At 47.6% G+C, this 24,901-nt stretch carries 19 protein-coding genes (1 of these 19 running past the window's edge); 5 read left to right on the top strand and 14 right to left on the bottom strand.

Features of this window, described 5'->3' with window-relative positions:
* The 11 genes from EGM68_RS02175 to EGM68_RS02125 all read right to left on the bottom strand — a co-directional run.
* Positions 1 to 1,118: the 5' portion of an FAD-dependent oxidoreductase gene (locus tag EGM68_RS02175; protein WP_129548582.1), read on the bottom strand. 493 nt of this gene lie to the left of the window's left edge; only the first 1,118 of its 1,611 coding nucleotides appear in the window; the start codon lies at positions 1,116 to 1,118; its stop codon lies off the left edge, out of view.
* Positions 1,119 to 1,141: 23 nt separating this feature from the next.
* Positions 1,142 to 2,083, bottom strand: coding sequence for an ROK family protein (locus EGM68_RS02170; RefSeq protein ID WP_240664164.1), 942 nt, complete (start codon positions 2,081 to 2,083; stop codon positions 1,142 to 1,144).
* A 116-nt stretch (positions 2,084 to 2,199) separates the two neighbouring features.
* Positions 2,200 to 3,039 (bottom strand): MurR/RpiR family transcriptional regulator, encoded by an 840-nt coding sequence (locus EGM68_RS02165; protein ID WP_129548580.1) that lies wholly within the window; start codon positions 3,037 to 3,039, stop codon positions 2,200 to 2,202.
* Entirely contained in the window at positions 3,017 to 3,736 is a 720-nt protein-coding gene (locus tag EGM68_RS02160; protein WP_013369018.1) for an N-acetylmannosamine-6-phosphate 2-epimerase, read from the bottom strand. The genes EGM68_RS02165 and EGM68_RS02160 overlap by 23 nt, the downstream gene beginning before the upstream one ends.
* Positions 3,737 to 3,741: 5 nt before the next feature.
* Positions 3,742 to 5,283, bottom strand: coding sequence for a DUF4127 family protein (locus tag EGM68_RS02155; RefSeq protein WP_058710652.1), 1,542 nt, complete (start codon positions 5,281 to 5,283; stop codon positions 3,742 to 3,744).
* 96 nt (positions 5,284 to 5,379) lie between these two features.
* The gene (locus EGM68_RS02150) at positions 5,380 to 7,206 is read right to left on the bottom strand and encodes a protein O-GlcNAcase (protein WP_129548579.1); all 1,827 of its coding nucleotides are present in this window, start codon (positions 7,204 to 7,206) and stop codon (positions 5,380 to 5,382) included.
* Between the two features lie 50 nt (positions 7,207 to 7,256).
* Positions 7,257 to 8,147 (bottom strand): carbohydrate ABC transporter permease, encoded by an 891-nt coding sequence (locus EGM68_RS02145; protein ID WP_025674445.1) that lies wholly within the window; start codon positions 8,145 to 8,147, stop codon positions 7,257 to 7,259.
* Positions 8,147 to 9,028, bottom strand: coding sequence for a carbohydrate ABC transporter permease (locus tag EGM68_RS02140; protein WP_013369014.1), 882 nt, complete (start codon positions 9,026 to 9,028; stop codon positions 8,147 to 8,149). Before EGM68_RS02140 ends, EGM68_RS02145 begins: the two co-directional genes overlap by 1 nt.
* A 64-nt stretch (positions 9,029 to 9,092) precedes the next feature.
* A complete protein-coding gene (locus tag EGM68_RS02135) occupies positions 9,093 to 10,367 on the bottom strand; it encodes an ABC transporter substrate-binding protein (RefSeq protein WP_025674444.1) in 1,275 nt (424 codons plus the stop codon).
* A 184-nt stretch (positions 10,368 to 10,551) separates the two neighbouring features.
* Complete coding sequence (locus EGM68_RS02130) at positions 10,552 to 11,118, bottom strand: DUF420 domain-containing protein (RefSeq protein ID WP_013369012.1); 567 nt, start codon at positions 11,116 to 11,118, stop codon at positions 10,552 to 10,554.
* A gap of 288 nt (positions 11,119 to 11,406) precedes the next feature.
* Positions 11,407 to 11,682 (bottom strand): GNAT family N-acetyltransferase, encoded by a 276-nt coding sequence (locus EGM68_RS02125; protein WP_013369011.1) that lies wholly within the window; start codon positions 11,680 to 11,682, stop codon positions 11,407 to 11,409.
* A 193-nt stretch (positions 11,683 to 11,875) separates the two neighbouring features.
* Here EGM68_RS02125 and EGM68_RS02120 point away from each other — a divergent pair, with 193 nt between their 5' ends.
* From EGM68_RS02120 to EGM68_RS02110, 3 genes are all read left to right on the top strand, one after another.
* Positions 11,876 to 12,838 carry an ATP-dependent DNA ligase gene (locus tag EGM68_RS02120; RefSeq protein WP_129548578.1) on the top strand — a complete coding sequence of 321 codons (963 nt, stop codon included), beginning with the start codon at positions 11,876 to 11,878 and terminating at the stop codon, positions 12,836 to 12,838.
* Between the two features lie 110 nt (positions 12,839 to 12,948).
* Positions 12,949 to 13,488: a MarR family winged helix-turn-helix transcriptional regulator gene (locus EGM68_RS02115; protein WP_025674441.1), complete on the top strand. Its 540-nt coding sequence runs from the start codon at positions 12,949 to 12,951 to the stop codon at positions 13,486 to 13,488.
* Positions 13,489 to 13,544: 56 nt separating this feature from the next.
* A complete protein-coding gene (locus EGM68_RS02110) occupies positions 13,545 to 14,408 on the top strand; it encodes an alpha/beta hydrolase (RefSeq protein WP_129550279.1) in 864 nt (287 codons plus the stop codon).
* 62 nt (positions 14,409 to 14,470) lie between these two features.
* On the opposite strand, the gene EGM68_RS02105 is transcribed toward EGM68_RS02110, so the two are convergent.
* On the bottom strand, positions 14,471 to 15,406 hold the full coding sequence (locus EGM68_RS02105) for a manganese-dependent inorganic pyrophosphatase (protein WP_013369007.1): 936 nt from the start codon (positions 15,404 to 15,406) through the stop codon (positions 14,471 to 14,473).
* Between the two features lie 362 nt (positions 15,407 to 15,768).
* On the opposite strand from EGM68_RS02105, the gene EGM68_RS02100 reads away from it, so the two are divergent.
* Positions 15,769 to 20,055, top strand: a complete 4,287-nt coding sequence (locus EGM68_RS02100) for a S8 family serine peptidase (RefSeq protein ID WP_129548577.1) — start codon at positions 15,769 to 15,771, stop codon at positions 20,053 to 20,055.
* 83 nt (positions 20,056 to 20,138) lie between these two features.
* Here the strand turns inward: EGM68_RS02100 and EGM68_RS02095 are convergent, their stop codons facing one another.
* Positions 20,139 to 21,635: a sensor histidine kinase gene (locus tag EGM68_RS02095; RefSeq protein ID WP_129548576.1), complete on the bottom strand. Its 1,497-nt coding sequence runs from the start codon at positions 21,633 to 21,635 to the stop codon at positions 20,139 to 20,141.
* The gene (locus tag EGM68_RS02090) at positions 21,632 to 22,318 is read right to left on the bottom strand and encodes a response regulator transcription factor (protein WP_014599406.1); all 687 of its coding nucleotides are present in this window, start codon (positions 22,316 to 22,318) and stop codon (positions 21,632 to 21,634) included. Before EGM68_RS02090 ends, EGM68_RS02095 begins: the two co-directional genes overlap by 4 nt.
* 241 nt (positions 22,319 to 22,559) lie before the next feature.
* Between EGM68_RS02090 and EGM68_RS02085 the strand changes: the two genes are divergently transcribed.
* Positions 22,560 to 24,899 (top strand): ArnT family glycosyltransferase, encoded by a 2,340-nt coding sequence (locus tag EGM68_RS02085; RefSeq protein ID WP_129548575.1) that lies wholly within the window; start codon positions 22,560 to 22,562, stop codon positions 24,897 to 24,899.
* Positions 24,900 to 24,901 lie beyond the last annotated feature (2 nt).

Genomic DNA, 24,901 nt, shown 5'->3' with positions numbered 1-24,901 from the left:
AGACCGTCAGAAGTGCCAAGAAAATCACCCCGTGGTCGAATTCCTGGATAGCCGAAACCTCCATCTAATCGGGGAGCCTCAGTTTGAAGCCAATATATTAATGAACGAGTCAACTCACGCGCTCCTTCTCGATGCCTTACCTGCTCCTGAGCGGTGACACCAATCAATGGTCCCAGGTAATAATCATTTTGAGCCCAGTTTAAAAGAGTAACCTCACCATCGTTTAGCGGTTCGCTCCATATGGAAGGATCTACGATACGACGATAATCCCATAAGGATACAATACCCTGATCGTTAGGGAATAATGTGAACTGTTTCAGCTTACTGGTATCATCTGCATCTGTTGCAAACCAGCTCAAAATCGGAAAACGGGAAAAGGACGGGATATAATTTCTCCAGAAATCGTATTGTTGCGGTCGCTCTATAATGAAGCTTTCCTGAGGAATGTAGTCTACAGCAGCCACATGCGTGATAGATTGCATATCAAGAGGATTAGCATACTCCAGTGCATGAGGCTCCCCCGTTGCAGCTCGGGACTCCGCTCCACTCGTATGCTCCACACCCGCCATGGGAAGGAGATCACCACACTCTGTGGCATCCAGATAAAACGTTCCATGCAGCACTCTGAGGCCACTCTTATGATCAGGATTATACGAGGTGCGGACGGTAACAGAAGTGATAGAATCTCCATCTGTCTGAGCAGCAATAGGCACGGTGTGATAATATACACGAACACGTCCCGTATTTAAATAAGGAGCAAGCATATCCTCAAGCACCTGTAGAGCTACCCGTGGTTCATGAGCCAGACGACTTACCCAGCCGTTCCCAGGATTAAGAATCGGATCATTGTACGCTTCTTCAGTTAATGGATAGTTCTGACGGTAGTAGTCGCGTACACGATTGCGGAACTCACGATACGTTGCTGTGCAACCAAACTGTTCGATCCAGCGGTGCTCATCCGGAGGAACAGCCTGTGAAGTTAATTGCCCTCCCAGCCAGTCCGTCTCCTCTGTCATGATGACTCTCATACCAGCTTTCGCCGCTGCAAGGGCTGCCGATGTCCCACCCAGACCTCCGCCAATCACAACAATATCGGCATCAAGCCGTTTTTGCGTCATGGTTCGTTCCCCTTTCATTTTTACTAAGATTCCGTCATCTCAAAAGCAAGCCTGGCAGCGCCAATGAATCCAGCGCGGTTTCCCAACATTGCCCGACTTACTTCTGTCTGAACTCCCAGTCGGTTCAGATGCTTTTCCAGCAAGGGCCACCAGACATCTCCCGCGTCCGCTACTCCTCCCCCAACAATGATCAACTCAGGATCAAGAGTCACCGATATATTAGCCAGAAGAACAGCTAAATCTGCTGTGTAGTCATCTAGTGCCTGAATTGTCTTCAGGTTGCCGTGAGCGGCCTCTTCCACAATCTCGTTCCCAGAACAATACAGTTTTCCGGTGCATTCACTACCTCGACGTAACAGGGCGCTACCTGATACGTATTGCTCAGCACATCCCTTTTTCCCGCAATTGCAGGGGTGACCTCCAGGAAACAAAATACTGTGCCCCCAATCGCCGCCGCTCCAATGAGCACCTCTACACAAGAGGCCATTTTCCATATACGCGCCTCCGACCCCTGTTCCCAAGGTGAGCATGGCCAGGCGTTGCTTACCCTTCCCGGCCCCCTGCCAAGCTTCTCCAAGTAACGCAGCGTTCGCATCATTATCAGCAACCGCACGTAAAGCCAGCTTTTCTCTAGCCCACCTCACCAAGGATGTACCCTGCCAGCCAGGTAGGTTATCTGTAGCGTACACAACTTCACCGCTCTCCACATTCACTCTGCCAGCAGTAGCAATACCTAAAGCGCCTATACCTACAGGGGTACTCACACTGGTATCTCCAAAAGAACGCATCAGTCTGAATACAGACTCAGACACACGCGACAACACCCATTCACGCCCACGGGAGGCATCTGTATCCATTCGAATTTCATCAAGTAACGATCCATCCCGTGCCACTATGGCGGCCTTTACGGAAGTCCCTCCAATGTCGATCCCAATGACTTTGTTCAATGCAACTGCCACCACCATATCCTCCTTGTTCCCCCACATAAAAGCTTACGAGCTCTTAGCACAAACCTTCTATAGATAGAAAAACATGATGAACTGTCGGAGCGTGCCGTATTCCAATCCACAATCGCAGAATTTTAATAACTTCGTTCAATCACCGCTCTCGCTGTTTTTTCCTTCATTTGTTTGGTGTGACTCGTGTGCTTGCGAGCAAGTCCTTCACAGATGAGGTCAATCACGAATAGCTGTGAGATTTTGGCGCCGATTGAACCGCCTTCTATCGGAGCTTCCTTCCCTGCGGTCAGTAAAACAATATCTGCAATGGAGGTAATAGGTGATTTTGCATAATTCGTAATTGCGATAACTGTTGCACCGTTCTGCTTGGCCTTGTACAGCATGTCGTTGGTATCCAGTGTACTTCCTGATACACTGATGCCAATAGCGACATCACCAGCGCTCATGGACACCGCCATCATCGACTGAATATGTCCGTCTGCCACAGCCTCGGCGCGCCGCCCAATCCGCAAGAAGCGGTTTTTAGCATCCTGCGCGGAAATGCCCGATGCACCTACCCCGAAAAATTGAACATAACCCGCTTGATCGAGACACGCTATCGCACGACTAAGCTCCGAACGATCCAAGAGCCCCATACTGGAATGCAATATATCGAGCATATTGTGATACACCGTGCGGGTAATATCATGTTCGTTATCTGGGTCGTTGTTCTCCTCGCTCATATCGGTTTTGCGATAAGTCTGGTTTTGCGCCAACGACAGTCGGAAATCCTGATACCCTTTAAAACCAATTTTCCGGCAAAAACGCATAACAGTCGTTTCGCCTGTACCTGCAAAGTCAGCCAGCTCCGTCACGGAGAAATATATGATGTCAGCGGGGCACTCCAGTACGCACAAAGCGACCTTTTGCTCCGATTTCGTTAATGAAGGATAATACGTGTTAATTCGGTCGTTCATCTCCATAGATGCATTTCACTGCCTTCCTTGCGGCATCGGCAAACCGCTGCGTAATCAATTGGGGTCTAGTAATCGCCGAGCCTACAACCACTGCATGTGCACCCAGCCGAAACGCTTCCTCTACTTGTGCCGGATCATGGATTCTGCCCTCTGCAATGACAGGAACAGGAACCAGCTCTGATGCTCTCCGAACCAATTCCAGATCCGGACCCTCTATCTGAGTAGAATATGGCGTATAACCGGATAACGTCGTGGATACGCAGCCTATACCAAGGGAAGCCGCATGAAGTGCTTCCTCTAGTGTCGATATATCCGCCATGGAAGCGACTCCGTGCTCATGGGCGTAATCTATGAGGTGTTTCAACTTACACCCCGCTGGGCGCGGTCTCAATGTGGCATCCAGCGCAATGATATCCGCACCTGCCTCCACCAGTTCCTCCATTTCACGGAGGGTAGGCGTAATGTAAATATCAGAATCATTATAATCCCGTTTAATCAAACCAATGACTGGTAGAGGGATCGCCTGTTTAATCGCACGTACATCCGATGCACCATTGGCACGAATCGCTACAGCTCCACCCTCCTGTGCAGCACGCGCCATTTTGACCATAGAATCTGCTCCATGCAACGGTTCGCCTGGTAGCGCCTGACAGGAAACGATCAGTCCATGCCGAACCTTGGATAATACACCTTCCATTCCCATAGGATTCACTCCCTCCCCTCGGCATAATGCCGTACAGTCAATCCAACTTCAAAGGTACGGTTCCACGGCATGTAGCAATCTGTAATTTCCACGCGACCTTCCGGCCCGTTTACATATTCATCGAGTGCCTGCTCCAGCCGTCCGCGAATGACTGCAGCTACCGACCCTCTAGAGCCATCGAGCATAAACTTGTTAAAACCCATCTGCTCCACAATTCCATTATTCATAGCTGTACGTACCACGGCGCAATAACAGGCATCCTCAGCGTAGCGTAGCCCCAGAAAATCCAGGTGTTCCTCCGTAGGACCATAGCGGACATAAAGCATAGACTGAGCAATGACAGTACCGAGCGTGTTAGAACTAGTATTCCAGCCTGCATAGCCTGCCAGCTTAAATAGCAATCCCTTTTGCCTCAATAGTCTAAGTAGCTTGAGATCGGCTCCGTTGGCGTAGGCTACATCCGCAATTGCAATATTTTTATTGGCATCATGCTGCATATGAGCACCGTACTCAACTAGCTCTACCAGATTCCGATGTACATCATATCCGGCCATCGCATGCTGCTGGGATGAAGCTTCTGCCATCGTGTCTCCGGGCGTGTTCGCCAGCAAAATCAAATCAGCCTCCGCTGCTGAGGAAGCAATCAGCCCACCTGCCGCTATAATCTGATACTTTAACGTCTCGTAAAAATAACGATCCTCAAAAAGCGGGACTACAAATGCTCCCTGCAAAGCAGACAATCGAGGATACACCAGTGGAACTACATGATTCGTCTGATTCACCCAACGAGCTAGCAACGTACAACCCACTTCGTCTGCCCCTGGGTACATATATACTTTCAAATCTAACCCAAGCTCGGAAATACGACTTCTTAGCCGTTGTTGATCCTTGGCGGTATAGCCGTAGGGAGCCGAATCATCCTGTGGGATGATCATAAAATCAATCACGCCTTCTGCTACCAGTTCCAGTGCTACTTGATTGGCTTCCAAATTCACACGGCGACGCCCTAGATAATCATCCAAAATCTCTATAGGCAAACGCTCATCGATGTCCGCTAATTCCAGCAACTCTTCTGCGGTAGCAATCGCTAGCTCCTGACGATGCTCAATGAAACCCTTTCTGAATATCTCACGGCCCCAATCAGCATAGTAGTCTGGTTCCTCATCAGCTAAAGAGTACTGCGGACAACGCATAATCAATTGAAATGCATACAGAGTCAGTTGCGGGTATAGTTGCTTTAACCTGCGAAGACGATTAGCCCTGTTCCTGACCTGCCCACTCGACATTCCGTGCAGCCGAGAGGGTACGATCCCCCCGTACAGCAGCGTATCCATCGCAATAATAGCTCCATCAGCACTCGCCGCACGTTCTTCGAGCCATGCCCATAATCTGGTCGTATCGCCAGGGGTTTTCTTTTGTCCCATCCATTCCAATGGAGGGCGCTCCATTTCAAGGTCTGTGCCCTGTGCCAGTAAGTAAGGAAATTGATAATTACAGGGCCGCTCATCCAGCGGCACAAAAAGTAATCGAGTATTTGGCTTCACCATACGCTCCACCTCTCCTGAAAATTACCGTTATCCTAACGGCAAATGGTTATTTTCAGGGCAGCTATGCTGCCTTGGTTCTTTATTCCATACAAATTCTCACAAGATCAGTCGATGTTTGCCTTGTTCATCCTGATCGACATAGCCCCACTGCACGGCGGCACGGATCGCCGGATTGCTTCCCAGCCGAGCCTCCGCTTCCAGGCAAGCCGTAATACTGCGTCGTAGTTCGTCCACGACCTCGTCCGTCAGAGGCGGCGGTTCTTGTCCGTCAGTTGCTTCGCTCTGCATGAGATTTCCTAGCGACTGCACATCCTTCTGGCGCTCGCTACCGAGCGCAGCTTGGCGCAGCACTTGCCACAGGCTCACGTCCAACTCGGCACGTTCCAGCCAAGGCGCAGCCTGTGCCACGAAGCCTGCCGCCGGATCATCGGCAGATATATTCTGTAGGACGCTCACGACGTAAAGCAGCCGCTCGAAGTATATATCCAGCGCAGGGATATCGCGCATTTGCAAGGCAAGGTCCACATCCTCATACGTGCTGCCGCCCAGTCGGCTGTTCTTGTTTTGGCGACAGAAAAACATCAGTTCATCTGTATGCTCCCCCGCTAACTCCCGCACAGCCCATTCCCAGGACAGCTCTGGCATATACCGCTCACTGTTCCACATATAGTGGGACATCGTAATGAGCGTCACTTTGGAGCACTCCCACTGGTTCATCGGGTTGGCTACCATGCCGGTATGTCCGCAATCTGGAAGACCGGAATACCGTCCGCGCAGTGGATCGAGGAATAACCGATCATGGTCACAATCATTCACCGGGATGTTATCCCACAACCACAGCTCATGCCCATAGAACGCATGATTATCGGCAGCATGCTGGCGACTAATCTGTGGAGCAAAAACAAAGTATCCCGTCCAGAACACCTTAATCTCCGGATGCAATCGCTCCCGGAAATCCTTTTTGTATTCGGTATCCCAATAGGACCAATATTCCGAAGGACAGACTGTCAGCGTAAATTCAGGCAGCCGTTCAGCCAACCATGTATGAACCTTATTCGTCAAAAAGACATGGGCGTGGCCCGAGCGGCCCAGCAAATGTCGATTTTCTCCTTTAAGGACATAATCAATGTCATCCATTAATATAGAAAAATGGCGCACGCCAATCGCCATCATGGCCGCCAGCTTTTCCGTTAATTTGAGGAAATCTTCATCGCTGCCAAAACTCAGGTCATTCCCTGGACTGATACAATAATGAAAATCAACCTCGTGCCGTTCACAGGCTTCCTTTAATTCGCGGATTTGGGCAAACGTCTCCTCAGGGTACGGTTCCCTCCATAGCTCACGATGATATGGATCGTCCTTGGGAGCGTACATGAACGTGTTCATCCGATGCGCAGCCATAAAATGGACGGCATCCAACCGATCCGCGAAACTCCACGGTTTTCCGTAGAAGCCTTCAATGATTCCTCTGACCGGAAAGGAAGGCTCATCTCGAATAGATATCACCGGTAGCGTACATCGTTCCTGTTCTACTTGAAGCAGGAGATGCAGGGCATCCATGCCGTACTTGAGCCCTCTTTTATTGGACGCATGGATTTCAATTCTACCTTCCTTCTGAATGTCCAAACGATATCCATCTGCAGTAAGCGTTCCGTCATATTCAAGTACCAACTGCACGCTTCCCCTTGTTTCAGTCGGAACACCGGGTCCCGGAGGTGCAATGAGCCTGATCGGTCCCTCGGGGTCCAGTGCACCTTCATATTTCTGGTTCATTGCGAAGCGCGAGGACAGTTCACAGATCAGGTTCGGTTCAGAGATAACCAGTTTGTCCCCACTGTCATACACATCACGAAAATAATATTGAATCTCCTGCGGTGTTAGCCCTACACCCGAATTAGGCCGCATTCCTTTGGACAGTTCCATCGCAATCGTCTCCTTCCATTTACGGACTCTCCGTAGCCGAGACTTCTTAATTATCCTTTTACCGCTCCCGCCAAGCCTTCCATATAATAGCGCTGTGTGAACAGGAACAATATAATGATCGGCAATACCGAAATCATTGTGCCTGCAGCAATCCAGCCAAAATTATAAGCAAACTGACCATTGAGATACGTAAGTGCAGCTGCCAGCGGGTATAGCTCCGTATCGTTCAGAATAACGATAGGCCACAGGAAGCTGTTCCAGAACGACATGGCCTCCAACAGAGAAATAACAGCAAGCGCCGGCTTGACCAGCGGAAGCACCAACTGCCACCAGATTCGAAACTCCGAAGCACCGTCCATTTTACCCGAATCACGCACGTCGGCGGGGATATGAATAAACGTCTGCCGCATTAGAAAAATGTTGAATACAGAGACTGCCCCAGGCAACACTACACCCATATATGTATTGCCCAGATGAAGTCCTTGAATGGTCAGATAATGCACAATAAATGCCGTATAAGAAGGAATAATCATTGTAGCAATCAGCAACGTAAACACCACATTTTTACCTTTAAAACGAAATACAGCCAGGGGATATCCCGTCAAACTGGCCAGTATCACATTGAGCACAACGCCCAACACCGTAATGATGACTGTATTCAGCATATATTTAGGAAAATCCATGAACTGCCACACCTGAACATAGTTGTCGAAATCAATAAAGGTCGGGAAGATTGCAGGCGGCGTTGAAAAAATATTACGGCCTGGCATGAGGGATACACTAAGCAGCCATAGAAACGGTCCCATTAAAAAGAGGGCTAGCAGCACTAAAAGCAAATACATTATCGTCATTCTGAGCACTCGACCAAGACTACGCATGATGCGACTGCTCTCCTTTTTAGGAAGAGACGAGTGTAGCATTTTATCATTCTGTAGATTCATCAATAGGGATTGACACCGCCTTTCCTATTGAATCGGAATACGATAATACTAAGTACTGCAATCATTGCACCGACAATTAAGCCAAGTGCCGAAGCGTACCCAAAATTAAACTGCTCCATCCCCTTTTGAAAAATATACAAGCTGGATGTCAACGTGGCCGTTCCCGGTCCACCCTTGGTTAACACATATACCTCATCAAAAACACGAATAGCTGCCATAAGCGATATGAGGGTACAGAATAAAACGTAAGGTTTTAGCAGCGGAAGCGTAATATGAATAATCAAACGCCATCGACTTGCTCCGTCCACCCTAGCGGCTTCGTATAGATCATGAGGAATGTTTTGTAATCCTGCCAGATAGAGCATCATATAATACCCGAGTCCCTTCCACATCGTGATGAACATCAGTACATACAAGGCTAAATTACTGTCCGATAGCCAGTGTATGTCTTTGCTTATCAAACCTGCTTGTATAAGCAAATAGTTCACTACGCTGTTATTGCCCAACAGCCAACTCCAAATTAAGGCCACAGCTACCATCGAAGTCACAACAGGGATGTAGTAGGTCGTACGAAATATTTTAATTCCAGGGATACGGCTGTTCACCAGCACAGCCATCAGGATAGAGAAAAGTTGAAGAAAGGGGACAATGAGCACGTATAACAATGAATTCCAAATCGAAATAAGAAAGTTACGGTCCTTAAACGCTGCTTCAAAATTATCCAAGCCGACAAAATGGGTATCTGATATGACAGAGTAGTCCGTCAATGCCAGCGGAATGCTGTAAATAATAGGCCAAAATACAAAGACGGCAAGCAATAACAGTCCCGGCGTCATAAAGGCCCAGGCCGTAAAGGACTCCGACCTCAACCATTTGATCATGCTGCATCACCACCTGATTTTGATAAATGAACAGGGGAGTATTCGCATTACTCCCCTGTCATACCTATTGCTTTAAAATATCGTTTACTTCCTGCTCCAGGGCAGTAAGCGTCTCCTTCGTATCTCTTCCGTTCAATAAAATATTTTGCAAGGCTCGCGCGATCGCGCTGTTCACATCCTTGGCATTAGGCACACCGACCATATAATCTGTCGCCTTATCCAAGCTTTGTGCAGATACTACCTTGGCTTGTGCTTCTAATGATTGGTCAGACTGAGTAAAATACGAGTCTTTAATGGATTCTTTCGTGGAAGGTAGGGTATTGGCCTCTTTAGAAAAAGCCGTTTGACTCTCAGCATTTGTTAAGAAAACAGCAAATTTCACCGCCTCGTCTATATGTGCAGACTTGGTAGGTACGACCAGGTCCATAGAGTTGGAGAGTCGCACATCAGCTTTGCCGGTTGGGACCGGAACAGCAATCGTATTCTTATATACGTCCGGCGCCGCCGTTTTGATAAAATTGATGAACGTCGGACCTGCCAGCTCAAAGGCAACCTGCTCGCCGGCATAATATTTCACTTGCTGTGAAAAATCAGCATCTTCCTTGAGCACGACACCATCTTCCATCTGTTTTTTTAGATTATCAATCATGGTGACTGCGTCTGGAGTGTTGAATGCAGCTGCTGTCTTCTCTTTATTTAGAATGGGAATACCATCAACCGCAAAAAGCTTGGATACGAGCTGCTGAGCATAGCCAGCCTTACCGATTTTTCTATTGATTTGGCGGCCCCATTCTGACAATTCCTCCCGCGTTTTGGGCGGATGAGCAGGGTCCAATCCAGCAGCTTTAACCAGCTTTGTATTCATGTAAAGTACTTCCGTGCCGGTATACCAGGGTAGTGCATAAGCTTTACCGTTAATAACCGTAGAATTATAAATACCCTCGAAATAAGCAGCCTTTTCCTCGGGCGACAAGTGTTCATTCATATCAACAACAGCACCCTTAGAGCCCATTTGGCTGGCAAATTCCGTATTGAGATTCACTACATCCGGGCTGCTGTTGCTAGCAATACTCGTCAATAACTTATTGGTCACTGCATCATACGGGTAATCCTTCCAATCAATTTTGACATTAGGGTTCTTCTGCTCATAATCGGCAATGACCCGATTAAAATACGGGGTAAATGTAGGTTGTAGCGCAATGGTCCAAAATTGCAGTGTCACTTTCCCTCCGTCTACCTTTTCCGGCTTTGAGCCTCCGCCACCGCAGCCGCTCAGCAGTACAACCAGTGCCAGCATAGATACAAGCAACCGTAACCTGCCTTTCGCTTTCTTTGTCACATGGTGACCCCCTTGTTCTTAGTTGATTAAGGTAAATTATAACAGAAATACCGTTATAGAAGGAACATTTTTTCAATAAAATAAATTTAGAAGGAATAATTTTTCTTTTATTGGATACAAAAAAGACGCCTCTTCAACAGAGACGCCATGTTTTCCAAATCAACCTACAGAGGATTGACATCTATTAATAATATGGAGCCATGAAAACGTACACCAAAACCCCAGTCAAGCTCACATATAGCCAAATAGGCATCGTCCAACGGGCAATTTTACGATGTTTTGCTACCTGCATCGTCCATCCCCATACAACTGTGAATAGCGCCAGCGGTACGATAATCGCAGCCAGTATACTGTGCGAAATCAACAGCGTAAAGTAAATCGGCCGCAGGATACCCACACCACCATATTTTGCAGTTTCCGGCGAAATGTAATGGAAGGTTAGGTAGGAAAATAAAAACAAAACGGTACTGGCGAAGGCCAGCAGAATAAAGGTTTTATGCACCTTAATGTTTTTCTTGAAAATCGCAACCAATGCAGCCACCAGGAAAATAAATGTGAAGCTGTTAAAAATCGCATTCAACCTCGGGAAAATAGTGAGATCAAAACTAACACTCCCCTGGTATCCGATCGGCGAAAAGAACAGCAGCAAAATAATCACATTGGCTATAATGGAAACGGTGATAATCAAGGCTGTAAAATTACGATTGCTCGTTGGAACGTACTGCTTGTCCTCACTCGCTTTATTCATCATGAGCGTCTCCTTCGTTTAAATATCAGGTTTTCGTTATTTTTGCGGTCATAACCATAATATATTATATAGAACTCATAGATAGCCTGTGAAGTGACAACAGTATGAACAATTTCACAGCGATTCTCCTGAAAATATGCTTCATCATTTGGGAATCGCTCTTATCTCCCCATATCAACGGTAGAATGCATTCATTTTACAAGCTTTATGCACATAAAAAAACACCGAAAAGGGATCGTTCCCCACTCCGGTGTTGTGTCGGCTATGCAATACGCTGCCATGATATCATATCTATTGCTGCCAGACGTCACTGTATTCCTGATGACGCTTGAACAGAGCCAGCGCGTACGAGCAAGCAGGGATCACCTTTTTATGCTGTTCCCTTGCCATAGCAACAACTTTGTCGATAAGCTCCTTGCCAATTTTTTGACCCCGTAACTGCTCGGATACAAATGTATGGTCAATGACCAAAGAGTGGTCATCTACGGATTTATAACCTACTTCTGCAACTACCTGTCCATCATCCACCATGACTACTGCATGGTCCTCCTCGCGAATTTGTCTCATGAGACCAATCCCCTTTCTGACTGAAGAAAATGCCGGTACAACTCCATGCGAACGAATACTGCAATCACTTGATGCCCACGCTAGATATCCTTATCATTCCCCTATTTAGGGGACGACGAAACATCACATACATAAAAAAGGAACTATCGTCGACACTATATTTATTCCAATTAAGGTAAAGGGAGGTGCTGTGTTGGGCACGGAAATGAAGCCTGTCATCCCGTTTGAACCGGAACTGAGCGAAAAAGTCCCTGTAGATGCAGGCCTTTGGCGTTACGAAATAAAATGGGACGGTACAAGAATTTTAACGTATCACGATCAGGGCAGCACGCGTCTGTTCAATCGCAAGCAGCATGAACGAACGCTATTGTATCCGGAGCTTGCTCACTTCTCCTCCTACTGCAGGGCAGATTCAGTCATACTGGACGGGGAGATGATCGCACTTGGTGCCGACGGTAAACCGTCGTTCCATGAAATTATGCGCCGGGATCTGATTCGCCGGACGGATCGAATTCAGGCAGCCTATACAGCCGTACCCGCTACTTACATGTTGTTCGATATTGTTTATCTAAATGGGGAATGGGTTCATCGCAAACCGTTACAGGAAAGGCTTGAACTGCTGCATCAGATCATCCTACCGAATGAACGGATCCAACTGGCTCCCGCTCATCCTGATGGACAAGCTCTATTTCAGGTTATGTGCAGCCAAGGAATGGAAGGTATTGTGTGCAAAAAACTGGATAGTCCATACACATTGGGCGGACAGGACAGACGATGGGTCAAGGTCAAAAATTATGGTGATATCATTGCCGTTATCGGTGGCTATACCCTAAACGGAGGCGTTATCAACGCTGTATTGCTGGGCCAGTATGATAGACAAGGAATGCTGCGCTATATCGGGCACGTGGGTACAGGTAAGCTGACTCGTGGAGATTGGCGTCAGCTAACTGAGCGCCTCTTGCCACATACCATATCGGAGCGACCTTTTATTAATAAACCGGATCGGCATCAAGACGCATTTTGGGTAAAGCCCATGTTTACCGCCAAGATTCAATATAGTGAGTGGCGCTGGCAAGAAGGACGTACCTTGCGGCAGCCCTCCATCCAAGCTCTTGTGGATCAAGGTATTGAACAGTGCATCGGACCTTGGAAGTGACGTTTTACCGATACTTTTTCAAAAAATGCAGAACAAAGTTTGTATAAATCATTGCAACCAGTGGTTAATTAAATTACAGTTAACTAATTAACTACATCGAGGTGGATCGCATGTTCTTTTTTTTGGACTCCGAAATTCGTCAACTGGCCTATAATCTATTTCCAGGTGGCAATAAGCCGATTGGTGTTTTGGTAGATTTATTTTCTATAACGTACGAAATAAGAAAAAATATGGAAAAACGTTCGCGTGAATTTGGTCTCTCCTACGGGCAATATATTGCACTTTGTGTACTTTCTGCGCAAAGAGATGAAATGTCCTCTCCTTCTGCTTTAGCTGAAAAGATGGGTGTCAGCCGAGCAGCAATCAGTTCTATGGTCATTTCTCTTGAACAAGAAGGATTCATTAATAAATACGACGATCCCAATGACAAGCGGGGAGTGTTTGTTTCCCTGAATGATAAAGGAAGAAGTAAAATTCAGCAGATGGACCCTTTTTTTATAGGGCTGGCTTCACGTCTGATGTCAGACTTTACTGAAGCGGAACTCTGCCAGTTTCAGACCTATTTGTCACGCGTACGAGATGCTTTTGAAGATGTTAAAGGTTCGCGTCTAACCACCCCCAGCGCCCTCAGAGAGGAGAAAGACAAGTAGTGCGAAGACTGAGACAAAATCTGTTCGTCAAACTTGCCCGCAGATCGGCTGGCCGGATGATAACAGCATCCGATTTTAAACCTTCGCATTCTCCCAAAGTACATCGGACAGAGAGGATGATCCCCACCTCTGTAGGTGATTCCAGGGTGATTGTATATGAGCCTTCCCTCAGGTCTGCTGATCCACTCCCAGTATTCGTCAATTTTCATGGTAGCGGATTCATTATGGGCAGCGCTGAAATGGATGACCCCTGGTGCCCGGTCATTGCCGAACGTGCGAATTGTGTCGTCGTTAATGTTGATTATCGCTTGGCCCCGGAGCACAAATTCCCTATTCCGCTACAGGAAAGCTATGATGTGACCCAATGGGTGTACAAGCATCCTAACGTGCTGAACATCGATCCTCAACGCATTGCGGTCGGCGGACATAGCGCAGGAGGTAATCTTGCAGCAGCACTGTGTCTTATGGCCCGAGACCGCAAGGAATTCCCGATTGTGTATCAGGTGCTGGATTACCCATCACTGGATATCGCTACAGATCCCAAGCTGAAGCCCCAATTTGAGAAGGCGATTCCGCCTCGCGTGGCAAAAATCTTCAATGAAAGCTATTTGCGCTCGCTAGATGAGGCGCGAAATCCGTTGGCTTCTCCTATTTATGCAGAATCGCTACATGATCTCCCTCCTGCGCTGATCATAACGGCCGAGCTGGACTCCTTGGCTGATGAAGCTGAGTTGTATGCCAAGCGGCTGATTGAAGCGGATGTACCCGTAATGTATAAGAAATACATGGGTGCCGCACATGCTTTTACTCATAGCGGGGATCTCGCTGTAGCTGAAAGTGCCTGGCACCTGATGAGCGATCAGTTGAAATTGACATTTGAATTTCGTATCGAGGACGTTCTGGAAGATCTGAGGAAATAAAAATAAGCCTCCTGCTACCACTGCCTTCATGCAGTCGGGTTCAGGAGGCTTATTTTATATCATTACAAACTGTTAAAAGCTTCTGTCAATACAGGCACAATTTGCGATTTGCGCGATACGACGCCTTTCAGAACAGCTTTATTGTCATCCAACTGTACATTGTAGGCTTTTTCAACTGCTTGGGCTTGGCTTCCCAGCGCAATACCAATGGAATCACTGTTCACAATGTCTGTTACGACGAACAAGAACAGATCAAGATTTTTAGCTGCAATGGTTTGGGCCAATGCAGCTTCCAAATCAGCTTGACGGGACAGCACATCGTTTACGTCTACTGCGTTCACTTGTGCAATTTCTACTTTGCGTCCATTCATCTGGAATTCTTTTGCGTCCAAGCTTACTAACTGCTCAATCGTGTGACCACTCAAATCAGCACCCGCTTTAAGCAAGTCAAAACCGTAACGATCTGCATCCACACCAGCAATTTCAGCCAGTTCGCGAGCAGCGGCTACGTCCTGATCTGTGCAGGTCGGAGACTTGAACAACAGGGAATCAGAAATAATCGCGGACAACATCAGACCTGCGATTTCTTTGGGAATGGCTACACCGTTTTCCTTGTAGAGCTTGTTCAAAATGGTGGCTGTGCAACCTACTGGCTCAGCGCGGAAGTACAGCGGCTGGCTTGTTTCAAAGTTAGCGATCCGGTGGTGATCGATGACTTCAGTTACGCGCACCTTGTCAATGTCCGTTGCGCTTTGCTGGCGTTCATTATGATCGACCAGAATGACGCTGTCTGTTTCAGTAGCAACCTGCTCAACCAGACGCGGCGCGCTCACTTTGAAATAATCCAGCGCATACTGCGTTTCCCCGTTAACCTCTCCCAGACGAACCGGCTCTACGTCCGCGCCCAGTTTGGTTTTCAAGTCTGCATAAGCAATAGCTGAGCAAATGGTATCCGTATCCGGATTTTTATGCCCGAAAATCAATGTTTTTGCCAACATAATCGACTCCTTCACCTTAAGCATTTTACGTGATTGTGTAACCTCAACAATTCCAATGCAGATTATATCATTAAATCTTGCATTCTCCCATTCCCCTTCGATTGATTTCAAAAATAATCTAGTAAATTCATAACATTTCCATGGAATCTATATGTGAAGTTAACCTTATTTTTTCTAAAAATATAAAAAACATATAGTAATATATCCCACCAATATGGTAAGATATGCCTCAAAACTGGCAAGTTAGTCACCAGTGGTCAATTCTATTATTTTAGATATTAAGGGAGGCGTGAGAACAACGGCAGTGGCTTCAAATCCTAGTATGTAGAGATATCATATTTTGATTGAAAAGAGGGAAATCTTTGAAAAAGCCGATCATTTTGCAAAAAATACCTGTCGTATCACTCGCTCTTGCCCTGACGGTAAGCTTATCTCTGCCGTCTTTCAGTTCTGCCGCTCCTGCAGATCTGCAAATCAATTCATTTTTAAAAGCTCAGGAAGCATTAACTATTGAGGCGGCTCCGGCCTTTATCTCACCTGAGCTGAGCACAGACTCCTCCCGTCAGGTCAGAGTCATCGTACAGCTTGATGGTGAGCCGCTAGCTGTGGACAAATATGCGGCACGTTCAAGCGCCAAAGCTTTCACCGCTCAATCCGAGCAAAAGGCCGAATCTGCGATCGCCACCGAGCAAACCACGTTCGTAGACCAAGCCGCTGAGCACGGTATTTCTCTTCAAGTTAATTACCAGTACAACACGGTGCTTAACGGACTGGAGGTTACGGTGCCAGCCAATAAAATTCCAGAGTTGGCTAAACTGCCAGGCGTTAAATCCATTCACGAAAACAAAACGTATTATTCCATCCCCGTGCAGGACCCGCCAACACTTACAGCCAACGAAGCCACTTATGACAATGCGCCACTGGACCAAATTGGTGTTCCTGAAGCCTGGGCCAAAGGATTGAATGGCGAGGGAATCAAGGTCGGGGTTATTGATACCGGTATCGATTATGAGCATCCGGATTTGAAAGAAGCCTACAAAGGCGGTTATGACTCTTTTGAACAGGACAACGACCCTTACGAGGAACCGTTCCTTGAAAAAGAGAATGATCCATACGGCACAGGTTTTAGTGGAACGACACATGGTACTCACGTCTCCGGTACAATTGCCGGGAAAGCCGCGAATAAATCCTCAGATATTGTACAAAAAGGGATTGCCTATAAATCGGACTTATACGTATATAAGGTGCTTGGACGCAATACCAAGACCGGTCGTTCCTCCGGTTCCTCGGCACAGGTCATTGACGGTATTGAACGTGCTGTCAAGGATGGCATGAATGTCATCAACTTGTCGCTAGGCTCGGATTCTGAAAAAGATCCTAACTCCCCAGACGCCATTGCCATCAATAATGCGGTACTTTCTGGGGTAGTCGCGGTCATCGCAAACGGTAACGCTGCACAACAAGGGCCCTATTTTTACTCCATGGGTTCTCCCGCAACATCTCAGCTGGCGATTTCCGTTGGTGCAGCCACTTCCCCCAGCCACAGCTATTCCAATAAAGCATCCGTCAATCTTGTAACCTATGGTGATGATGAAAAGCCGATAACAGTTACATCAGATACCTATTACAATTTTAACATGATGGGTTGGCAAACATTTCACGAGGATTTTTCTTCTATTTTGGGGACAGAACCATTGGAATTAGTTTATGCCAACTTGGGATATCCAGATGATTTCACTTCTAAAGATGTAAAAGGTAAGGTTGTAATCGTATCGCGTGGCGTCTTGGGCTTCGTAGATAAAATCGCGAACGCACAACTAAATGGTGCAAAGGCTATTATTATTTTTAATGGTCAAGCGAAATCTAGCGACAGTACACAAGCCAATCTGAGTGAAGCTATCCCTGGTTACGACGGTTACATTAATTTGAATCAAGGAGACAATGTAGATTATATTCCTACCTTTGACATGATAGGAAAAGAAGGTAGAGCACTGGCAAGACAAATCATTGAAAGCCAAAACCACAAACAAAAATTCTTTATTACTTTTGGTGAAGAGTATCGTCGTACTGACAATCCTGGTAATACCATGGCCGGATTTAGCTCCCGCGGACCAAATGGCGATGAACTGCTGAGCATCAAGCCGGATGTGAGCGCACCAGGGGTTGGCATTATGTCAACGTACCCTGCCTTTGCCAAGTTCTATCCGGATGCATCTTATGCGCAAGCTTACAAACGCAGCAACGGAACGAGTATGGCATCCCCACATGTAGCTGGACTGGCTGTGCTGCTGAAGCAGCAGCATCCGAACTGGACACCGTTTGATATCCGCGCTGCTCTGGCAAACACTTCGGTTACACTCTTTAATGAGGATAAAACTCAATATGATGTGTATTCCCAAGGTGCGGGTCTTGTAAACATTGCGAATGCGATTCAGACTCCAGCCCTGCTGGAAACCGTTGAAAAGATTACGATTCTTGACAAGAACTTTAATCGGCAGGAGGTTGTGAATTATAATCCTTCCGCCAGCTTCGGGCTGTTACGACCTGGTAGTGATGCGAAGCAGATCCAGCTTCAACTCAAAAACTTGTCCGCAAACCCTGTGCAGTATGAAGCCAGCTACGTTTTACATGATAATGTCACCTCTGATCCGACTAAGCCTATTGCTACCCCCGATGTGAGCAATATTAGCGTTCAGTTGCAGGGTATTGGCGCGAATGGAGCCATCTCGGCAGAACCGGGCAAATCGCAACCGTTCTTCCTGTCTGTACAACCCAGTGCGAATGCAGCTACTGGTGTATATGAAGGAGAGGTTATTCTAAAAAGCGCTGGACAGCCGACACTTCATCTTCCTTTCGTTGTGCATGTCGGCAAAGAAAATCCAACGACAGGCTTCGGCTTGCAGGACCTGAGTTTCACGAACCCGATTATTTACCCAAATCGCACAGGTGCGCAACGCACAACAGATTTGACTTTCCGTCTGACCACAGATAAAACCAATCAGATCGCGCTCTATGTATATGGATTAGATGATAAGCTGATCGGTCTGATTGATGGGATTGCCACTACCAAGGAACAAGGTGCTAACGCTCGCCTCAAACAAGGCGCATATTCCTTCAAGGGGATTAACGGAAGTTACGTTGAATTTGATGACAATGGCAAGCCTGTTCTGGATGCTAACGGTCAGCCTGTTATTCAGCACTTGAAGGATGGCGTGTACAAGCTGGAAGTCAGCTCTCCAGAACTGAATGAAAAGGGAGAAGTCGAACGCAATACCGATGGTCCTAGACTGTTCACTGCCACTAAATCGATCCGTGTGGATAATAGTGCCCCATCCGGTGGTAGTAGTGGCGGCGGAGGGGGTGGAGGTGGCGGCAGAAGCAATACTACACCTTCTGCTGCAACTAATACATCCACCCCTGTCGCTACATCTGCACCTTCACTGCAAAGCGTAGTGAAGCAAGGACAAGCTGTAAAAGCTGTGCCTACAGCCGTTGCGTTAAACAATAATGTACAGTCACTGACAGTAGCTGATGCAGACCTGCAGGCTGCTGTGACAACAGCTGGCTCCAGTCCGACAGCTATTGTATTGTCGGCTACTAGCCAAGCAGGCCAAACGACTAAAGCATCACTCACTTCGTCACAGCTGGCAACGCTGGGCAAAGCCGCAGCAGGAAGCAGCCTGGTTGTGAGTAATACAGGTTCTTCCCTGGCATTGCCAGTATCTGTTCTAAAAAATGCACCTGAAGGTGCGGGCATTGAAGTGGTCATCAGTAGCCAAGCAGAGGCGAGCGGCACATTTACAAGCAAGCTTAAAGGCTCGAATGTGATCGGCACCCCGGTAGGGTTTGAGGCCAACGTAATCACTGGCGGTAAGAGCCAACCGCTCAAAGTTGCGCCAGGACAATTTATTAGCCGATCCTTTACCGTACCTGGTCAAATTGATCCTAATACAGCCGGTGTGCTCTATACAGCGAACGGAAATGTCTATCCCGTCCCATCCGTCTTCACCAAGCAAGTTGATGGATCTACCGTCGTTAAGGTAAGCCGTCCGGGCTTCTCGACGTATGCAGCGGCGACACGACCTGTTAGCTTTGAAGATATTTCATCGTCGTATGCCCAATCCGAGATTCAATCGCTTGCAAATAAATTGCTCATTAACGGCACAACCGACACGAAATTTTCACCGAAGCAAAACGTGACGCGTGCAGAATTTGCAGCCTTGGTCACCCGGGCACTTGGCCTGACACCAGGTACTGCTGCACCATTTAGTGATATTTCGGCAGGTAGCTGGTATGCCGGGGATGTGGCGGCCGCTTATGAGGCCGGATTGATTACAGGTCGCAACAACGACAAGTTTGATCCGCAAGCAAATATCAGTCGTCAAGAAATTGCTGTTGTGCTGGGCAAAGCAGTAGACCTGCTTCAAATCAAAACAGCAGCCGATGGTCCTGCACGCACACCATACCATGATACTTCATCCTTTGCAGGCTATGCCAAGGACAGTATTGAAAAAGTAAGTGCGGCAGGTATTATTAACGGAGCCACGATTAAAGGCTCTTCCTACTTCCAACCGAATGCACCTACAACACGTGAGGCATCTGCCAAAGTACTGCATGTGCTCTTACAAAAAGCTGCACTCATTAACTAACAATTACAAAGCCCCCCGAGCCGTTATTTAACCAAAGTCGCGGTTCGGGGGGCTATTCTTATGTTAGACCATAATCTGCGATACTATACTGTTCCTGCTAAAGGCAGCGTTACTTTAAATATACTTCCCGTTCCCAGTGTACTTTCAGCTGTAATGCTCCCTCCGTGTGCTTCCACGATGGATTGCGTAATAGCCAGACCAAGGCCCGCTCCGCCTGAGCTGCGTGTACGCGATTCATCTCCACGATAAAATCGCTCAAATATCCGCTCCAGCTGTTCCTTCCCCATGCCGGGTCCATTATCACGAATTTGAATATCTGCCAGCTTCTTACCAGCCGATAGGTTGACATGGATCACGCCCTGCTCTATATCGGTATGTTGAACAGCATTGTGAAACAGGTTAAGTACGACCTGTTTGATCTTATCGCCTTCTGCCAATACCCGAACACCTGCCGTCATATCAAAAAATACCTTACGTGTGCCTGCCAGCATAAGGAGCTGTGGCTTCATTTCCAGCAGCAATGCATCTAGCGATATATCTTCCAGCTTCAACTCCGGTGTTCGGTCCAGCTTAGCCAACAATAGCAAATCAGAGACAAGCTTGTTCATGCGCTTGGATTCACCATACATACTTTCTAGTGCTGATTGGAGTTGCTTCGGATTGGATGCTGCTCCACGAAGTAGCACTTCCAAAAACCCGTGGATGGATGTGAGCGGGGTACGCAGTTCATGAGAAGCATCCGCAATAAATCGTCGCATTTGCATCTGCAATTCCCGCTCGGCAGCAAAAGAATGCTCCAGCCGCTCCAGCATTCCATTAAATGAAACTGCCAGGCGATCTACTTCATACTGACCCTGCTCTGCGTCAAAGCGCTCGTCCAAATTGCCCGCATCAATACGTTTGACTGCCTCGACCATTCTGGAAAGGGGCACCAATGTACGGCGAAGCACAGGAAGCATAAGCGCCAAACCAATCGCAAGTGCAATCAGAGACAATAAAATAAAGGTGCGGAGTTGATTAATCAGCTGCTCTTGCATGGAATTCGTGGATACGCCCATTTGCAGTAACCCTGACGAACGGTCTGGTGGACCGAGCGGACGAAATACAACTAGCTGCTCTTTTCCCTGTGCATCCGTAATTAATTGATAGCCGTGACGCATGCGCTTGCTCTGCTGCATTGCTTGATACTGCTGAGTGGTGAGGCGCGGCGGTTTAAGCCCATTTTCGTTGGACAAGCTCTGGAAGGTGCCGTCTATACCTATAGAAGCAAGCGACATATCCGGCCAAAACAGAAACGGCCCCGGTCGATTACCTCTCCGATTGGTATCATCTTGGGGAGCGGCGATTCCATCCCCACTATTTTCCTGTGAATCCTTAATCAATAAGTCGACAGGAATTGAATTCAGCTGTGTATTCATAGCGTCTGCTCGACTGCGATACAGAAAATCTTTCATTAGAAAGTATTGGAGAAAACCGATCAACACCAGCAGCAATGCCAAAATGAGTAAGGTTCTGGCCAAAAGCTGGGACCGGAGAGAACGAAGCGCATATTTTCTCCGTTTTTTCCTCCCCGCCTTCATAACAGATCCACTCGGTACCCAACACCACGCAGCGTCCGAATGACCCGATGCTCCTTATCTTTGAGTTTTTCTCGCAAGGAGCGAATGTACACTTCCACAATATTATCCTCTCCCCCAAAGTCATACCCCCAGACTCGGTCCAGAATACGACTTTTACTCAGCACGATTCCATGGTTTAACACCAAAAACTTCAATAGTTCGTATTCGGTAGGCGATAGCTCCAGCACCTGACTCTGATAGCGAATCTCCTTTCGTCGGTCATCCACTTGAAAGGGTCCGTGAACCACTTCCCCCAACAGGTCAGGGAACTGATTTCGCAAACGCGCTTCAATACGAGCCAGCAGCTCATTAAAACTGAAGGGCTTAACGATATAATCATCCGCGCCGAGCTTGAGCCCTTTTACCCGATCGTCCACATCATCCTTGGCGGTCAGCATAATAACTGCGATGTTATCCTCTGTCTCCTTGAGACTTTGGCATACCTCAAATCCGTTCATTTCAGGCATCATTACATCCAGCACCGCTACATGCGGACGAAACTCTCTTGCCAGATCGAGTGCATCACTCCCGTTCTCAGCGGTTCTGACTTCATATCCTTCATTAATCAGTCCAAGCTCTAAAAATTGCAAAATATGAGGCTCGTCGTCCGCCAGCATAATCTTAACTCCGTGTATTGGATTCATTATTAATCTTCCCTTTCATATTGCTTCATTTTTATCATATTAAAAGTCGATTCATTTTTACCTGTATCTAATATACCTGAATCCTGCCGTAAAAAAAGCACTTCACCCCAGCTTTCAGCTAACGTTCAGGGAGCGCTCAGAACCCATTAAGGTACGTCTGGCATGATAATAGCAAGCCGGTAGTTCACCGGGCCAAGATCGGAATAAATACAAAGAAACTTTCACAGGGAGTGGAATGAACATGATTAAGAAATGGTTTAAGACCAGGGCGGACATCCCCCTGATCATCATTATGCTGATATCCGCATTTTTGAACGGATACAACATCTGGCAAGACAAGTACGTAAACACCTACTACACGACGGCAGTAGCAAGCATGCTGCAGAGTTTTCACAATTTCTTTTTCGCCTCACTTGATTCTGCAGGATCGGTAACGGTAGACAAACCGCCTGTGGTGTTCTGGATTCAGACGTTGAGCGCCTATATATTCGGACTTCACGGATGGAGCGTGATCCTGCCGCAGGCACTGGCTCAGGTCGGATCGGTCTTGCTCGTTTACTTACTCGTCAAACCGAGCTTTGGTACACTGGCCGCACGTTTGGCTGCCTTCGCCATGGCAACAACACCGATAGCCGTAGCGGTTAGCCGCACGAATAACATTGACGCCATGTTGGTCTTCACATTATTGCTCGCAACTTGGCTATTGTTCAGAGGCCTTAAAAATAGCAAAACCGGGCTGATCCTGGCTGCTTTCGCAGTCGTCGGCATTGCCTTTAACGAAAAAATGTTGCAAGCCTATATGATCGTTCCTGCGTTGGGCCTGTTCTATCTGCTGGCTTCCAAGTATAACTGGAAACGAAAAGCAATAACGTTGGCAGGATCGGCAGTGGTTCTCCTGATTGTATCGCTCTCTTGGGCAGTCGTAGTGGATTCCACTCCGGCCGATGAACGTCCTTATATGGGGAGTAGCGGAACCAACTCTGTACTGAATTTGGCCTTCGGTTATAACGGCCTGTCTCGCCTGACAGGAGATCAGGGAACAGGTGGCAATCGTGGCGGTCAACGCTCAGAGCAAAACAATAACGCTGCAACGAATAGCAACATTACGAACACGGATCAGATCCAGACGACTACATCCTCCAACAGCACTACCACTACGGATGACTCTGGTGCCAACAATATGGCAGCAGGCGGACCCGGTGCAGGTGGTCAAATACCACCCGGCGGATTCGGGGGGAACGGACAAGGTGGAGAGGGCCAGGGTGGTCCAGGCGGTGGCCCGGGTGGAAATTCCGGTGGCGGCATGTTCGGTACTGGTGAAAAGGGACCTTTGCGGTTGTTCCAATCTTCCCTGTCAGGCCAAGCCAGCTGGCTGCTTCCGTTCGCAATCATTGCTTCCATCGGCCTGCTTGCCAGTATTCGACGCCGTAATATCACACGGAAACATAAAGAAGTTATCTTCTGGCTCGCCTGGTTGATTCCCGTAGCTGCATTTTTCAGCGTAGCAGGTTTCTTCCATCATTATTACCTAATTATGCTCGCACCACCGATTGCAGCGCTCTTCGGAGCAGGATTCGTAGAATTGTGGCAGCAGTATCGTGAGCGTTCCAACTGGCTCTCCTGGCTGTTACCCGTGGCAGTATTAGCAACATCGGTATTTAGCTGGTTCATTCTACAAAATTACAACGATACCATCGGCAGTGGCTGGTCCATCGCGGTATTGATCCTAGGGATCATCGGCACAGCACTCCTGGTGGTAGCACGAATGAAATCCGAGAAGTTCACAAGATATGCCATTATCGCAAGTGTACTCGCTATGTTTATCGGCCCTGTGTACTGGGCATTGACACCAATCGTCTACGGGGGGAACAGCATGATCCCACAAGCTGGACCGACTCAATTTGGCGACGGCGGTGGCGGAATGCCAGGCCGCAATGATGGCAATAGAGGTGCAAGCTTCAATGGTCAACAAGCCGAAGGAACTCAAATGAATAACCAGACTCAAAATGCAGAGAATTCCAACTCTGTTGGAAATACTTCAAGCACACAAACAAGTACAGACACGGAACAAAAAGCTTTTACCCGTACCAGAGGAATGGGAGGCCCGAACGGTAGCCAAAGTTTAGATCAAAAAACGTTGAGCTACTTGCAAAAAAATAACACAGGTGAAACCTATCTTTTCGCAGCAAGCAATTATTCAACAGCCGCTCCTTACCTGGTCGAGGCCGGACAAAAAGTAATTATTATGAACGGTTTTGTGTCTTCCGATCCGGTCTATACCGTCGATAAAATCAAGGCGCTGGTCGAAAGTGGGCAAGTGAAATACTTTATGATTTCTGGTGGCGGCGGTGGACCGGACGGCGGCAACTCCGAAGTCACTGCTTGGATCAAGGAACACGGCAAAGTAATCCCTACAGATGAATGGAAAACAACAACCACAGCAGAAACAAGTACAGCAGTGAAAGCAACGAACAGCGGAAACGACACCACGAACACCAACGCAAGCGCTCAGGATGGTCAAGGTGGATTTGGCGGAGACGAGCGTGGCGGAAGCGGTACTTTATACGAAATCACATTATAAAT

This window comes from Paenibacillus sp. M-152, from assembly GCF_003856555.1.
GTDB classification, from domain to species: domain Bacteria; phylum Bacillota; class Bacilli; order Paenibacillales; family Paenibacillaceae; genus Paenibacillus; species Paenibacillus polymyxa_C.
This window is presented reverse-complemented; position numbering and strand designations above follow the sequence as displayed.

Coding starts and splice junctions, on each gene's coding strand:
- EGM68_RS02170 (WP_240664164.1), bottom strand. CDS start 2,083: ATGGTGGTGGCAGTTGCATTGAACAAAGTCATTGGGATCGACATTGGA.
- EGM68_RS02105 (WP_013369007.1), bottom strand. CDS start 15,406: ATGTTGGCAAAAACATTGATTTTCGGGCATAAAAATCCGGATACGGAT.
- EGM68_RS02140 (WP_013369014.1), bottom strand. CDS start 9,028: ATGATCAAATGGTTGAGGTCGGAGTCCTTTACGGCCTGGGCCTTTATG.
- EGM68_RS02125 (WP_013369011.1), bottom strand. CDS start 11,682: ATGAGACAAATTCGCGAGGAGGACCATGCAGTAGTCATGGTGGATGAT.
- EGM68_RS02095 (WP_129548576.1), bottom strand. CDS start 21,635: ATGAAGGCGGGGAGGAAAAAACGGAGAAAATATGCGCTTCGTTCTCTC.
- EGM68_RS02110 (WP_129550279.1), top strand. CDS start 13,545: ATGATAACAGCATCCGATTTTAAACCTTCGCATTCTCCCAAAGTACAT.
- EGM68_RS02115 (WP_025674441.1), top strand. CDS start 12,949: ATGTTCTTTTTTTTGGACTCCGAAATTCGTCAACTGGCCTATAATCTA.
- EGM68_RS02160 (WP_013369018.1), bottom strand. CDS start 3,736: ATGGGAATGGAAGGTGTATTATCCAAGGTTCGGCATGGACTGATCGTT.
- EGM68_RS02130 (WP_013369012.1), bottom strand. CDS start 11,118: ATGATGAATAAAGCGAGTGAGGACAAGCAGTACGTTCCAACGAGCAAT.
- EGM68_RS02150 (WP_129548579.1), bottom strand. CDS start 7,206: ATGGAACTGTCCAAAGGAATGCGGCCTAATTCGGGTGTAGGGCTAACA.
- EGM68_RS02145 (WP_025674445.1), bottom strand. CDS start 8,147: ATGAATCTACAGAATGATAAAATGCTACACTCGTCTCTTCCTAAAAAG.
- EGM68_RS02085 (WP_129548575.1), top strand. CDS start 22,560: ATGATTAAGAAATGGTTTAAGACCAGGGCGGACATCCCCCTGATCATC.
- EGM68_RS02165 (WP_129548580.1), bottom strand. CDS start 3,039: ATGGAGATGAACGACCGAATTAACACGTATTATCCTTCATTAACGAAA.
- EGM68_RS02090 (WP_014599406.1), bottom strand. CDS start 22,318: ATGAATCCAATACACGGAGTTAAGATTATGCTGGCGGACGACGAGCCT.
- EGM68_RS02155 (WP_058710652.1), bottom strand. CDS start 5,283: ATGGTGAAGCCAAATACTCGATTACTTTTTGTGCCGCTGGATGAGCGG.